11 protein-coding genes are annotated in these 14,367 nt (G+C 71.7%); 2 read left to right on the forward strand and 9 right to left on the reverse strand.

All coding sequences use genetic code 11. The features are described from left to right. Positions 1 to 25: 25 nt before the first annotated feature. Both CS0771_RS24660 and CS0771_RS24665 read right to left on the reverse strand, forming a co-directional pair. Complete coding sequence (locus tag CS0771_RS24660) at positions 26 to 883, reverse strand: hypothetical protein (protein WP_212843220.1); 858 nt, start codon at positions 881 to 883, stop codon at positions 26 to 28. 101 nt (positions 884 to 984) lie between these two features. After that, the gene (locus tag CS0771_RS24665; RefSeq protein WP_212843221.1) at positions 985 to 1,974 is read right to left on the reverse strand and encodes a helix-turn-helix transcriptional regulator; all 990 of its coding nucleotides are present in this window, start codon (positions 1,972 to 1,974) and stop codon (positions 985 to 987) included. Positions 1,975 to 2,099: 125 nt separating this feature from the next. Here CS0771_RS24665 and CS0771_RS24670 point away from each other — a divergent pair, with 125 nt between their 5' ends. After that, on the forward strand, positions 2,100 to 3,509 hold the full coding sequence (locus CS0771_RS24670; protein WP_212843222.1) for a family 43 glycosylhydrolase: 1,410 nt from the start codon (positions 2,100 to 2,102) through the stop codon (positions 3,507 to 3,509). A gap of 47 nt (positions 3,510 to 3,556) precedes the next feature. Here CS0771_RS24670 and CS0771_RS24675 read toward each other — a convergent pair whose 3' ends face one another. The 3 genes from CS0771_RS24675 to CS0771_RS24685 all read right to left on the reverse strand — a co-directional run bounded on the left by CS0771_RS24675 (position 3,557) and on the right by CS0771_RS24685 (position 5,286). Then, positions 3,557 to 4,297: a DUF899 family protein gene (locus CS0771_RS24675; protein ID WP_212843223.1), complete on the reverse strand. Its 741-nt coding sequence runs from the start codon at positions 4,295 to 4,297 to the stop codon at positions 3,557 to 3,559. A gap of 93 nt (positions 4,298 to 4,390) precedes the next feature. Then, positions 4,391 to 4,579 (reverse strand): bleomycin resistance protein, encoded by a 189-nt coding sequence (locus tag CS0771_RS24680; protein ID WP_212843224.1) that lies wholly within the window; start codon positions 4,577 to 4,579, stop codon positions 4,391 to 4,393. 176 nt (positions 4,580 to 4,755) lie between these two features. Beyond that, on the reverse strand, positions 4,756 to 5,286 hold the full coding sequence (locus CS0771_RS24685) for a winged helix-turn-helix domain-containing protein (protein ID WP_244871006.1): 531 nt from the start codon (positions 5,284 to 5,286) through the stop codon (positions 4,756 to 4,758). A 262-nt stretch (positions 5,287 to 5,548) separates the two neighbouring features. Here CS0771_RS24685 and CS0771_RS24690 point away from each other — a divergent pair, with 262 nt between their 5' ends. Beyond that, positions 5,549 to 9,940: a S8 family serine peptidase gene (locus tag CS0771_RS24690; RefSeq protein ID WP_212843226.1), complete on the forward strand. Its 4,392-nt coding sequence runs from the start codon at positions 5,549 to 5,551 to the stop codon at positions 9,938 to 9,940. Between the two features lie 134 nt (positions 9,941 to 10,074). Here the strand turns inward: CS0771_RS24690 and CS0771_RS24695 are convergent, their stop codons facing one another. The 4 genes from CS0771_RS24695 to CS0771_RS39495 form a co-directional block, all read right to left on the reverse strand. Continuing rightward, positions 10,075 to 10,557 carry a winged helix-turn-helix domain-containing protein gene (locus CS0771_RS24695; RefSeq protein WP_212843227.1) on the reverse strand — a complete coding sequence of 161 codons (483 nt, stop codon included), beginning with the start codon at positions 10,555 to 10,557 and terminating at the stop codon, positions 10,075 to 10,077. Between the two features lie 39 nt (positions 10,558 to 10,596). Beyond that, positions 10,597 to 11,871: a cytochrome P450 gene (locus tag CS0771_RS24700; protein WP_212843228.1), complete on the reverse strand. Its 1,275-nt coding sequence runs from the start codon at positions 11,869 to 11,871 to the stop codon at positions 10,597 to 10,599. A gap of 287 nt (positions 11,872 to 12,158) precedes the next feature. After that, a complete protein-coding gene (argG, locus tag CS0771_RS24705; protein WP_212843229.1) occupies positions 12,159 to 13,610 on the reverse strand; it encodes an argininosuccinate synthase in 1,452 nt (483 codons plus the stop codon). 148 nt (positions 13,611 to 13,758) lie between these two features. After that, entirely contained in the window at positions 13,759 to 14,274 is a 516-nt protein-coding gene (locus CS0771_RS39495) for a glycoside hydrolase family 11 protein (protein ID WP_305835155.1), read from the reverse strand. Between the last annotated feature and the right edge of the window lie 93 nt (positions 14,275 to 14,367).

Below are 14,367 nucleotides of genomic sequence, written 5' to 3' on the forward strand. Positions count from 1 at the left end.
GGGGCCGTCGACAGGACCCGCCCGGTCAGCCGACCAGCAGCTTGTCGAGCGCGGCGTCCAGCGAGCCGCTGTCCGGCGACGCGTAGGACTTCAGGGTCTCCTTGTTGTACGTGAGGAAGCTCGGGCAGCGGTTGGCGGGCGCGTTGATCGTGCCGCCGTCGGCCACCTTCTCACCGGTCTTCGCCGCGTAGAACGTCAGCGTGTAGCGCGAGGACAGGTAGTCGACGGTCAACTGCTTGCCGTCGGAGGCCTTGATGGCGCACTTCTGGCCGGCCGCTTCGCTGCCCGCCACGTATTCCAGGCAGCCGACCACGCTCACCGTGGTGTAGTCCGCCGACTTGGCGTAGTACGGCTTGGTGGAGTTGACGGACTTGGTGCTCCACCGGGTCGTCCGCTCGGGCGAGTTGGCGAACACGTACGCCTTCGCCGCCCCCGGGGTGTAGTCGGCCGCGTTCAGGATCGCCCCGCCCTGGCACACCTCGGCGAAGTCGGAGGAGTACCGGGCGGTCAGCGCGTTGTTGCCGCCGGGCTGCTCGGCGGTGGGCGCCGGCGCCGCGGTGCTGCTCGAGCGTGCGGGCTTCGGGTCGGGCAGGACCGGGTCGTCGTCGGCGGCGTTGGCGAACACCCAGACGCCGATGCCGCAGAGCACCAGCAGCAGCACGAGCACACCGGCGACGATGCCGATGATCAGGCCCTTGTTGGACTTCTTCGGAGGCTGCTGGCCGCCGGGGAAGTAGGCGGGCTGCCCGTAGGCCGGCTGAGCCGGGTTGTGGTGCGGCGGCGGGTAGGCCGGCGACACGGGCTGCTGGGGCTGCCCGTACGGGGGATGCGCCGGCTGGTACGGGTCGGACGGTTGCGGGGGTTGCGCGAAGGGGTCGGTCACGTGTCGTTCCATTCACCTTGCGGGGGAGCTTTAAACCAACGTCTGGGCACGTTAACGACACCTGTCAACCAGATCAACTTGTCGTCCCATGATGTGATGCGTTACCTCTCGGCCCGTGACGCTCCGTCGAGCAGCGCGTAGCCCAGGGGCGTGACGGTGTGCAGGGTGTGCCTGCCGCACGGCCGCGCCCACAGCAACCCGGCCCGGCGCAGCGTGGTCGCGTGCTCGCTGGCGCTGGACAGCGAGACCCGCACCCGCGCGGCCAGCTCGCCGGTGGTGCAGCCGTGCGGGTGGAGCGCGACGGTACGCAGCACCGCGGCCCGGGTCGTGCCCAGCAGCGCGAGCAGGCGGTCGCCGGGTGCCGCCGCGGGGCCGGCCGCCCAGCCGAGCTCGTCGTCGATCGGATACACCAGCACCGGCGGCCGGTCCGCCGCCCGCAGCGTGACCGGCGTCCGCCGGCAGAAGAACGACGGCATCAGCACCAGGCCGCGCCCGTCCAGGTGCAGGTCACGGTCGACCGGGTAGGCGACGTGCAGGGTCGGCGCCTCCCAGCGCACCGCCGGGTGCAGCGTCGTGAGCAGCCGGTCCACCCCGCCGTCCACCATGCGCCGCGCGCCGCGCGCCCGCGCCGCGGCGACCTGGCTGGCGATGAGCTCCCAGTGCGGGCTCAGCACCGCGTCGAAGTAGGAGCGCATCACCGCGGCCAGCGCGCTCAGCGCCCGCCGGTCGCCGTCGGCCAGCCGCCGCAGCCAGCCCGACGACGGCCGCCGGGTCACCAGCCGGTGCAGGTCGGCGCGCAGGTGCTCCAGGGGCGTGGCGAGCACCGCGTCGATGCCCGCCGCGATGTCGCGTACGCCACTGGTCGGGGTGAGGAAGTCGGCCGAGTAGCCGGTCGGCGGGGCCAGGCCCATCAGCGCACGCATCTGCGGGGTGAGCCGGGCGGTCGCGGCCGCCCGCCAGTCGCCGAGCACCGGCGGCGTCGCGCCGCCGCGCAGCAGGTGCTGGCTCAGCAGGGACTCCCACAGCGGATCGGCGTCGGCGGCGAGCCGCACCGCGCCCAGGTCCGCGGCGGTGAAGTGTATGCGCAGCATCGCCCGACCTCCGCTGCGGCGCAATCTACCACGGCCGACGCTTCGGCTCAGCCCGAAGCGACTGGCGCCCGTCGATGCGCCCATCGATGCTCGTGCCGACTGTTTCCGACCTGGGAGTTGATGGCATGAGACGACTGACCCTGTTGCTGACGACGCTGTTGCTGCTGGTGGTGCCCGGAGTGCCCGCGCGGGCGGCGGGTTCGTTCACCAACCCGCTCAACGGCAGCGCCGACCCGACGCTGACGTACGTGAACGGCAACTACTACCTGGCGACCACGCTGGGGGACCGGATCGGCATCTGGCGCTCGCCGCGGCTGGCCGGGCTGGCCACCGCCGGGGAGACCACGGTGTGGCGGGACGGCGACCCGAGCCGTAACCAGCAGCTGTGGGCTCCGGCGCTGTACCGGTTCGGGCAGCGCTGGTACATCTACTACACCGCCAGCAACGGCACCGACGCCGCGCACCGCAACTATGTGATCGAGTCTGACGGCGACGACCCGCTGGGCCCGTACCACTTCAAGGCCCGCATCGCCGACCACGGCGAGTACGCCATCGACGGCGAGCCGTTCGTGCACAACGGGCAGATGTACTTCGCCTGGGCCGGACCCGGCCGCGGCATGGGCGGCCCGGCACAGCTCTACCTGCAGCGCATGGACACGCCGTGGTCGGTGACCGGCTCGCGGGTGGCGCTGCCGGCCAGCGGCGGCTGCACCGAGGTGCGCGAGGGCCCGACCGGCCTGCGCGGCGCGAACCGGCTGTTCCTGGTGTACTCCACCTGCGACACCGGCAAGCCCGACTACCAACTGTGGATGAAGTCGATCGCCAACGGTGCCGACCCGCTGGTGCCGGCCAACTGGCTCCAGCACGCCGGGCCGGTGTTCTGGCGCAACGACGCCGCGGGCGTCTACGGTCCGGGCCACAACGGCTTCTTCAAGTCGCCCGACGGCAGCGAGGACTGGATCGTCTACCACGGCAAGACCACGTCGGCGTACACCTACGCGGGCCGGACCACCCGGGCCCAGAAGATCGGCTGGAACGCCGACGGCACCCCGAACATGGGCCGCCCGTACGCGCTGGGCACCGCGCTGACCCCGCCCGCGGGCGACCCGGACAACCCGTCGACGGCCTGGTCGCAGATCGTCGACAACACCACCGAGGGCCGGTTCACCGCGAGCGCCGCGTGGGGTGTGTCGTCGTACTCCACCCAGCGCTACGGCGCCGACTACCGCTACGCCGAGCCCGTGTCGGCCAGCGACGCGGCCTGGTACCGGTTCGCGGTGCCGGAGACCGCCACCTACCGGGTGGACGCGTGGTGGCCCGCGCTGCCCGGGTACAGCACGAAGGCGCCGTACGTGATCGTCACGCCGAGCGGCAACCAGACCGTGCACGTCGACCAGCGCTACAACGGCGGCGGCTGGCGCACCCTGGGCACCTTCACGCTGAGCGCGGGTGACGAGAACAAGGTCGGGGTGAGCCGCTGGACGAACGGCACCGGCCTGGTCATCGCCGACGCCGTCCGCCTCACCCGCGTCTGAGCACATGCGGGCCGTGACCGGAACCCGCCGGTCACGGCCCGCCCCCGTCAGTGCCCGCCGCAGCAGGAGCCGGCCGACCCCACCGGCGTGACGCCCGGCCGGCTCCACTGGGCCGTCGGGCGGCCGTCCACTCGCCACGGATGGCCCTCCACCCGCGGCCAGCCCTCGGGCGAGTCCTCCCAGCCCTCCTGGCGGCCGTACACCGTCAGGTCGAGCGCGTGGTAGCTGGTCAGCAGCGCCTCCACACCCCGGCCGGTGGTCCAGTAGGTCTCGTAGACCTGGTCCCCGTCGCGCAGGTAGCACACGATCATCCCGAAGCCGCGCCCGTCCACCAGCGCCGGATCGGCGTCCTTCGCCGAGTACCACGGGAACCGGTAGCCCATGAACTCGGCGAACGGGGCGCTCTCGGCGTACGAGCCCTCGCAGAACACGGCGTAGGTGATGTCCCGGGCGTGCAGGTAGTCCCGCATGTCCAGGTGGCAGGTGGCGAAGGTGCAGCCCTCGCACTGGTTCTCCCACGGCTCGCCGTGGTGCCACATGTGGTAGTACGCGATCAGCATCCGCCGGCCCTCGAACACGTCCAGCAGCGGCGTCGGGCCGTTGGGGCCGTGCACGGTCGCGTCCGGCGGCACCGGGGTCATCGGCAGCCGCCGCCGGGCGGCCGCGATGGCGTCGCCTTCACGGGTGTGCGCCTTTTCCCGCGCCAGCAGCTCGTCGCGGGCGCGTGACCAGGTCTCGCGGTCGACCACCTGCGGCAGCGCGGCGCCGGTCAGGGTCTCAGCCGTCATCATCTTTCTCCTTCCGGACGAAGTCCTCGGAGACATGACCGGCGCGGAAGGCCGAACTCGTCGCCCGGCGGCGAAGATTTCTGGATCAGCCCGTCACTTGAGCACCGTCTCCATGTGCCGGCCGGCCTCGGCGGCGGCCTCGTCGGGCGACCGGCCGCCCTGGCGGGCGACCATGTAGGCGGCGTACCAGTCCGACCAGTGGTGCTCGGGTGCGCTCGCCTCGTACGCGCCGTGGTGCTCCTCGGTCTCCCGGAGCAGTTCGGCCAGGGTGTCGACGTCCATGGTGTGACCTCCTCGGTGGGGCGGCCGGTCAGCGCAGGCCGGAACCGCTCACCGACAATTGTCGCGTATCGGTCACGCTCCGGTCCGGCCAAGTGCCGCCCCGGCCCGCCCGGTCCGTCCTGTCGGAATGCGGACCGACTCAGCGCCGCGCCCACATTGCCTGTTTCGGGCAGCGGTCAGGACCGGCCGACCCGCGGCTGCCGCCGGTCGCTGAGCCGCAGGCCGACGCCGCGCACCGCGTCGATCGTGGTGCCCGTGCCCAGCTCGTGCAGCTTCCGGCGCAGCCGCTTGACCAGCGACTGCACGTCCGCGCGGCGCTCCCGGCCCTCCTCGTGCCACACCGCCTCGTGCAGCTCGGCGTAGCTCCAGACCCGCACCGGCTCGGTGGTCAGGCAGGTCAGCAGGTCGAGCTCCAGCCGGGTCAGCTCGACCTCACGGCCCTGGCAGCGGGCCTTCGACCGGACCGCGTCCAGCACCAGAGCGTCATCGGCACCGCTCGCCGACCCGGCCGCGACCGGCTGGTGCGGGCCCGGAATCAGCCGGCGCAGCTCGCCCAGGTCGGCCACCAGCAGCAGCGGCGCGATGCCGTCCAGCCGCTCGGCCAGCCGGATCCGCTCGGCCGGTGACGGCGCGACCGCGATCAGCAGCGTGTACAGCTCGTCGGCCGGGTCGAGCCGGTCCGGCGTCGTCTCGTCGTCCTCGGTCACAGCACCCACCCGGGACTCGCCATCGGGCTGACAGTGATGGGCAATCCGGCCGCCAACGGTGCCCGCGTTGACGACAAGTTGCTCACAGCCAGCTATTGATCGTCCGTTTTGCTCGATCATAGTGTCCAAACGGGCCACCGGCGCGACACGCACGGTTAGCGGGGGATGGAGGAGGGATCGTCCACTCGGATCCATCCGGGCGAATCCCCTGCACCTCCCCGCGGCCCATTCGATCCGGGTCGTTCTGGGGGAGGAAACACCGATGTTCAGACGTCCGACATGGAGATCCACCGGAAGAAGACTGGTCAGCGCCGGTGCGGCGGCGGTCCTCGCCGCGACGGCGCTGACCGGCGTCGGCACGGCGGCCCAGGCCGCCGGCACCGAGGTGGGTGACAAGATCCGGCCGGAGCTGGCCAAGCAGTTCCAGGCCAAGAGCGAAGGCGACTTCTGGGTCCGGTTCACCGAACGGGCCGACCTGAGCAAGGCGAGCGCCATCAAGGACTGGGCGCAGCGCGGCACCGCCGTCGCCGACGCCCTGCGCAAGACCGCGAGCGAGAGCCAGGCCAAGGTACGGGCCGAACTCGACGACGCCAAGGTCAAGTACCGCACGTTCTGGGCGACCAACGCCATCCGGGTCACCGGCGGCTCGCTGTCCATGGCGCAGAACCTCGCCGCCCACGCCGAGGTCGAGGGCCTCTACGCCCCGGTCGCCTACAAGGTGCCCGAGACCACGCCCGGCACCGACGAGCACACCGTCAACGCCCTCGAATGGGGCATCGCCAACATCAACGCCGACGACGTGTGGTCCCAGTACGGCGTGCAGGGCGAGGGCATCACCATCGCCAACATCGACACCGGGGTCCAGTTCGACCACCCGGCGCTGGTCGCCTCCTACCGCGGCAACAACGGCGACGGCACCTTCGACCACGACTACAACTGGTTCGACGCGGCCGGGGCCTGCGACATCCCGTGCGACGAGGACGGCCACGGCACGCACACCATGGGCACCATGGCCGGTTCGGCCGGGGCCAACCAGATCGGTGTCGCGCCGGGCGTGAAGTGGATCGCGGCCAACGGCTGCTGCCCCACCGACGCCGCCCTGGTCACCTCGGGTGAGTGGATGCTGGAGCCGACCGACTCCGCCGGGCAGAACCCGGACGCGAGCAAGCGGCCGAACATCATCAACAACTCGTGGGGCAGCGAGCTGCCCTCCAACGCGCCGTTCATGGAGGACGTGACGCTGGCCTGGGCCGCGTCCGGCATCTTCGGGACCTGGTCCAACGGCAACAACGGGCCCGCCTGCCAGACCAGCGGCTCGCCGGGCAGCCTGGTCAGCAACTACTCGACCGGCGCGTACGACGTCAACAACAACGTCGCCGGGTTCTCCTCCCGGGGCGCCGGGCAGAACGGCGAGATCAAGCCGAACATCTCCGCACCGGGCGTGAACGTCCGATCGAGCGTCCCGGGCAGCGGCTACGCCAGTTTCAGCGGCACCTCGATGGCCGCCCCGCACCTCGCGGGCGCCATCGCGCTGCTGTGGTCGGCCGCACCGGCCCTGGTCGGCGACATCAACGCGACGCGCGCGCTGCTCAACGGCGCCGCGATCGACAAGGCCGACGCCCAGTGCGGCGGCACCACGGCCGACAACAACGTCTACGGCGAGGGCCGGCTGGACGCGCTGGCGCTGCTCAACGCCGCTCCGATCGGCGACACCGGCACGCTGTCCGGCACGGTCACCGACTCGGCCACGGACAGCCCGCTGCCGGGCGCGACCGTGACCGTCACCGGCACGGACCTCTCCCGCGAGATCACCACCGGGGCGGACGGCACCTACTCGATCCTGCTGCCGGCCGGCGCCTACCAGGTCGCGGTCGCGGCGTTCGGCTACACCGGCGCCGCCAAACCCGCCACGATCACCGACGGGGCGACCACCACGGTCGACTTCGCGCTGGCGCCCGTGCCGAGCTACACCGTCAGCGGCACGGTCACCGACGGCTCCGGCCACGGCTGGCCGCTGTACGCGAAGGTCACCGTGCAGGGGCCGTCGGGCGTGTACGACCACACCGCGCCCGGCAACGGCCGCTACAGCTTCACGCTGCCGGCGGGCTCGACCTACACCCTCAAGTTCGAGTCGCAGTACCCCGGCTACCAGTCGGTGACCAAGGACGTCACCATCACCTCGGGCAATGTCGTGGCCAACGCGGCGCTGCCGGTCAACGCCACGACCTGCGCGGCGCCCGGCTACGCCTTCGGCTCCGACGGCGAGTACGAGACCTTCGACGGCACGACCGCGCCGCCCGGCTGGACCGTGGTGGACCACGCCGGCACCGGCCAGGTCTGGAAGTTCACCGACGACGGCGGCCGGGGCAACCTGACCGGCGGCAGCGGCAACTTCGCGATCATCGACAGTGACGACTACGGTCTCGGCGGCAACCAGAACACCTCACTGGTGAGCCCCGTCGTCGACCTGACCGCCGTCACCGCGCCGGTGATCCGGTTCAACCAGGACTTCAACCAGCTCGGCTCCGACCGCGCCGACGTCGACCTGAGCCTCGACGGCGGTGCGACCTGGACCAACCTGCTGCGGCAGGCTGCCGACTTCCGCGGTCCGCGCACCACCGAGATCCCGATCCCGCAGGCGGCCGGCCAGTCGCAGGTGCAGGTCCGCTTCCACTACTACGACGCGTCGTACGAGTGGTGGTGGTCGGTCGACAACGTGCTGATCGGCAGCGCGGTGACCTGCTCGCCGATCGACGGCGGCCTGGTCTTCGGGCACGTCCGGGACAAGAACGACGGCTCCTACGTCAACGGCGCCACCGTCACCAGCGACGACCGCCCGGCGGAGAAGGCCGTCACCGCGGCGACCCCGGACGACCCCGGGCTGGCCGACGGCTTCTACTGGTTGTTCTCGACCCTGACGGGGTCGCACCCGTTCACCGCGCAGGCCGGCGGCTACGTCAGCCTGAGCAAGCCGGTCGACGTCCAGGCCGACTGGGCGACGGCGGCGAGCTTCCAGCTCGCGGCCGGGCGGCTCAAGGTGCAGCCTGCTTCGCTGAGCGCGACCGTGCAGATGCCCACCGGCAAGGCCACCAAGACGTTCACGGTGACCAACACCGGCGGCGCCCCGGTCGACGTCGTGTTCAGCGAGCGGGAGGGCGGCTTCGTGCTGCTGCGGGCCGACGGCTCGCGGGTCAGCAAGCAGGAGCTGCTCGGTTCCGCGGGCGCGCCGCTGCAGCGGCTCACCACGGCCACCTCGCTGGCGGCCCGCCCGTCGGGCATGTCGGCCAACGCCGTCACGCCCGCCGCCGCGCCGCAGGCCGACCCCTGGGCCGACATCACCGACTACCCGGCCAACGTGATGGACAACCGGGTGGTGGCCCTGGACGGCAAGATCTACTCGATCGCGGGCGGCAACGGCACCGCGTCGACCGCGAAGAACTACGTCTACGACCCGATCGCCCAGACCTGGTCGCCGATCGCCGACCTGCCCGCCGCGCGCAACGCCATGGCGGTGGGCGTCGTCGGCGGGAAGATCATCGCGACCGGCGGCTGGGGCGCCTCCGGCCCGGACGCCGGCACGTGGTCCTACGACCCGGCGGCGAACACCTGGACCGCGCTGGCGGCCAACCCGGCGCCGCGCGCCGCGGCCGGTCAGGCGGTGATCGACGGCAAGCTGTACGCGATCGGCGGCTGCACCACCTCCAGCTGCACCCCGATGTCGAACACCGTGGTCCGCTACGACCCGGCGGCCGACAGCTGGACGACCGTGGCGGCGTACCCGAAGTCGGTGGCGTTCGCCTCCTGCGGCGGGATCGACGGCACGATCTACTGCACCGGCGGCAACGACGGCTCCGCCGCGCAGAAGGCCAGCTACGCGTTCGACCCGGGCGCGAACAGCTGGACCGCCATCGCGGACGCGCCGGTCGACAGCTGGGCCAGCTCGTTCGCGGTCGCCAACGGCAAGCTGCTGGTCGTCGGCGGCTCGCAGGGCGGCGCCATCACCAACGCGGGCTTCGCCTACGACCCGGCCGCCGGGTCGTGGTCGGCGCTGCCCAACGCCAACACGGCCCGCTACCGCGGTGGCGCGGCCTGCGGCTTCTACAAGATCGGTGGTTCCTCGGGCAACTTCAACGCGGCGCCGGACAGCGAGGCGCTGCCGGGCTTCGAGGGCTGCGCCGCGGCCGCGGCCGACGTCAGCTGGCTGACCATCGACAAGGGCGCGGTCACGCTGGCGCCCGGACAGGCGGTCACCGTCACCGTCGGCATGACCGCGAACGTGGACCAGCCGGGCACCTACACCGCCGCGGTCGCGATCAAGGAGAACACGCCGTACACGGTCGCGCCGGTCGACATCACGATGAACGTGACGCCCCCCAGGACCTGGGGCAAGCTCATGGGCACCGTGACGGGCACCAGCTGCCAGGGCGTGAGCTCGCCGATCGCCGGTGCGGTGGTCCAGGTGGACTCGTGGGCCATGTCGTGGACCTTCGCGACGGACGCCCAGGGCAAGTACGCGTACTGGATGGACCGCCGCAACAACCCGCTGACGATGATCGTGGCCAAGGACGGCTGGAAGCCCCAGACCCGCCAGACCAGGGTCAACGTCACCACACCCACGGTCGAGGACTTCGCGCTGGCACCCATCCGGTGTTGACGTGCGACCGTTAGCCTGCTGAAACGGCTCCGGCCCGCCCGGTCTTCGGATCGGGCGGGCCGGACCACGTCTACCGATGCTCAGCCAGGAGGTCGGGCCGGGGACGTTCAGCCGGACGTGCCCGGCCGGGAGCGTCAGCGCGCGGCGAGCCGGAAGCCGACCCCACGCACGGTCTCGATCGTCGCCGCAGCGTCGAGCCGGGCGAACTTGGCGCGCAGCCGCCGCACCACCGAGTGCATGTCGGAGCCCCGGCCCAGGTGCCGGTTGCCCCACACGGTGTCGTGCAGCCGCTCGTAGGTCCACACCTGCCCCGGTGCCTCGCACAGGCAGCGCAGCACGTCGTGCTCCAGCCGGGTCAGTTCGGCCTCCCGGTCGCGCCAGCGCAGCACCCGGCGGTCGGAGTCCACGGCCAGGCCGGGAGCCAGCCGCAACGGCTCGTCCGGCGGTTCCGGCGGCGCGGCCTCCGGCAGCAGGTCGACCACGCCGAGGAACTCGCGCGCCTCACCGGCGTTCGACACGATCAGGAAGGCGCTGCTCGCACCCAGCAGCCGGGTCAGCTGCCGCCGCTCGGCCGAGGACGAGGCGATGCCGATGACCAGGGCCGGGGCTTGCTGCACTCGGGATACCTCCAGGATGGTCGATGGGCCGTTCGCCGCTCAGCGGTGCGCCGGACGGAAGCGGGCCCGCATGCCCGCCGGGGCGAGCCGGCCGTGGAAGCGCGGCGCGGCGGTGGCGGCGTTGCCCGACTCGACCGTGTAGGCCTGCGCCAGGCGTGAGGTCGCCAGGGTCAGCTGCCGCATGGTCAGTGCGGACCCGACGCACACCCGCGGCCCGGCCCCGAACGGCAGGTACGCCGCCCGCGGCGCGGCCTGCCCGGAGAGCCAGCGGCCCGGATCGAACTCGTCGGGCCGCGCCCACCAGCGCGGATCACGCTGGATCAGGTACGGGTTCAGCAGCACCTCGTCGCCGGGAGCCAGCGACCAGCCGCCCAGCGTGGTGGCAGCGCTCGCGGTCCGGGTCATCAACCACACCGGCGGCTGCAGCCGCAGCACCTCCTTGACCACCGCCTCGGCCAGCGGCAGCCGGGCCGCGGGCACGCCGTGCCCGGCCTCGTCCCGCAGGTCCGCGGCGAGCTGCGGCCTGGTGGCGAGCTCCTTGACGATGGAGGCGTACGCCGCCGCGGGTATGCCGTGCCCGCCCATCAGGATGCCGCGCAGCGTCGCCGTCACGGTGCGGTCGGGCATCGCCGGGTCCGCGCCGAGCAGGAAGCCGAGCAGGTCCCGCCCGCCGCCCCCCGAGGCACGCCGCCGCCGCACGATCCCGGTCAGCGTCTCGACGGTGTCCCGGTGCACCCGGAAGAAGCGGCGGTGGCGGGGCAGCGGCAGCCAGGCGGGGAACTGGTACGACGAGCCGGTGAACGGCTCGGTGATGGCGAGGTTGTCGGCGAGCAGGGCGGGGATGCCAGCCGAGTCCGGCCCGAAGCAGTACTCGGCGATCGTGTGGGCGGCGAACGAGCGCATCAGGTCCACCACGTCGGTTTCGCGCTCGGCGGCCGTACGCAGGTGCTCGTCGAGCAGCTCGACCGTGCGCGCGTCGGCGGCGGCCGCGGCGGAGTGGTTCAGTCCGGCCCACACCGTGCGGCGTGCCGACATCCAGGCGTCGGCCTGAGCGGCGGCCTGGGTGAGGTCGGGCCGCGGGGCGAACGGCGCCAGTTCGGTGAGGAAGCTGGTGTTGGTGCGGGCCAGCGCATCGTGGGTCAGCTCGGGATCGGTGACGAAGACGGTGCGCTCGTCGAAGGAGAAGACGTCGCCGTATGCGGCGTGGGTGCGGCGCAGGAAGCCCATGCGGTCGGCGTCGTAGGCGGGCGTGTTGCCCAGCAGCCAGTGCCCGCGCGGGCCCGGGGGCCGTACGCACTGCTCGGGCTGCGACATCAGGCTCCCTGAAAAAGCCACAGGATCCCGGTCCGGGATCCTGTCATCGGCGCGTTGACGGGCAGGGCTACTGCTCGTAACCGTAGAACCAGTACGGATAGCGGCCGCTGACCTGGGACCTGCCCATCAGCCGGGCGGCGACGTGACGCAGCACGCGAGCCATGTGACCTCCTCTGATCAATATCCTTAGATATTGCAATGCATGTTGCCACGCGTATCCTGCCCGCGCAACGGAAACGGCGCCGCGCGGTTGCCCGCGCGGCGCCGTTCACATTTCCTTGGCGTGGTCAGTCGTTGCCCTGCTCCATCGCGGAGATGCTCAGCAGGCCCTCGTGGTCGGCGGTCTCGCCGCGGTCGGCGATCGCCTCGGCGCCGCCCTCGGGCAGCACGCCGATCAGGACGGTGGTGGCCGGCTGCGCCGCGGCGGTCAGCGCGGTCTGCGGGCCGCTGCCCACGATGCCGATCCGGGCGTACTGCTCCAGCTTGGCGCGGGAGTCGGCGATGTCCAGGTTGCGCATGGTCAGCTGGCCGATCCGGTCGACCGGACCGAACGCGGCGTCCTCGGTGCGCTCCATGGACAGCTTGTCCGGGTGGTAGCTCAGGGCCGGGCCGGTGGTGTCCAGGATGGAGTAGTCCTCACCGCGCCGCAGCCGCAGCGTCACCTCGCCGGTGATCGCCGAGCCGACCCAGCGCTGCAGCGACTCGCGCAGCATGAGCGCCTGCGGGTCCAGCCAGCGGCCCTCGTAGAGCAGGCGGCCCAGCCGCCGGCCCTCGGCGTGGTACGCCGCCAGCGTGTCCTCGTTGTGGATCGCGTTGACCAGCCGCTCGTAGGCGGCGTGCAGCAGCGCCATGCCGGGCGCCTCGTAGATGCCCCGGCTCTTGGCCTCGATGATCCGGTTCTCGATCTGGTCGGACATGCCCAGGCCGTGCCGGCCGCCGATGGCGTTGACCGCCAGCACCAGGTCGACGGCCGAGTCGAACCGCCGGCCGTTGACGGTCACCGGGCGGCCCTGCTCGAAGCCGATGGTGACGTCCTCGGGGGCGATCTCCACCGCCGGGTCCCAGAACCGCACGCCCATGATCGGCTCGACGATCTCGATGCCGGTGTCGAGCAGTTCGAGGGACTTGGCCTCGTGGGTGGCGCCCCAGATGTTCGCGTCGGTCGAGTACGCCTTCTCGACGCTGTCCCGGTAGGGCAGGCTGCGCTCGGTCAGCCACTCCGACATCTCCTTGCGGCCGCCGAGCTCGTGCACGAACTGGGCGTCCAGCCACGGCTTGTAGATGCGCAGGGACGGGTTCGCCAGCAGGCCGTAGCGGTAGAACCGCTCGATGTCGTTGCCCTTGAAGGTGGAGCCGTCGCCCCAGATCTGCACGCCGTCCTCGAGCATCGCCCGGACCAGCAGCGTGCCGGTCACGGCCCGGCCCAGCGGGGTGGTGTTGAAGTAGGCGCGGCCGCCGGAGCGGATGTGGAACGCGCCGCACGCCAGCGCGGCCAGGCCCTCCTCGACCAGGGCGGCGCGGCAGTCGACCAGCCGGGCGAGCTCGGCGCCGTACGCCGTGGCGCGGCCGGGCACCGACGCGATGTCGGGCTCGTCGTACTGCCCGATGTCTGCGGTGTAGGTGCAGGGCACCGCTCCCTTCTCGCGCATCCACGCGACCGCTACCGAGGTGTCGAGGCCGCCGGAGAAGGCGATTCCGACGTGTTCGCCGACAGGAAGGGAGGTGAGAACCTTGGACACGAAGGAAGTATATGCGCACGGGCGCATCGTTATGCAAGTGGGGGTATGCGTTTCACCCGCTTCGGTGACGTAGAGCACGTTGAGGGGCTGGTGTGGCGCAAGAGAACGCGGCGCGGCGGCCCGTCGGCCGCCGCGCCGCAGGAAGCGGTCAGCCCGCGGCGCAGGAGACCGTTGGCCAGTTCCAGTTGCCGTTGTGCTGGATCGTGACGCCCCAGTTGTTGCCGCTGCCGTTGGGTCTGGCGACGAGCTGCTGCGCGGTCGGGTAGCTCGCGGAGATGTTCCAGGTGGCGATGATCTTCGCGGGCGACGGGACGTTCATCGTCACGGTCCAGCTGCTCGCGCCGCTGACCGAGACGTTGAGGTTGTAGCGGTCGCTCCACTGCTGGCCGGCGGACAGCGTCGCGGTGCAGCTGCCGCCGCCGCCCCCTCCACCACCGGAGCCGCCGATGGTGATGTTGGAGTTGCCGCTGCTCTGGTAGCCCTCGGTGGCCAGGATCATGTAGCCGTCGCTGGTGACCGTGCCCTTGAAGGTGCCGGTCGGGCGGTAGGTGCCCCAGTTGTCGACGATGTAGTACTCGATCAGCGGGTTCCGGGTTTCCGGAAAGTAGCGGAAGCTATGGATGCCCTGTGGGCACGCAGGAACTCGGTGATCAGTAGCGGGCATTCTCGGCCGGCGGACAGCGCCGATCGCACTGTCTTGAAACTTCCGGCGCAGTTTCCGATCGACCGGCCTCCGCCTCGCCGCGGGAAGGGTGGC

This window comes from Catellatospora sp. IY07-71 (assembly GCF_018326265.1).
Classification (GTDB): Bacteria; Actinomycetota; Actinomycetes; order Mycobacteriales; family Micromonosporaceae; genus Catellatospora.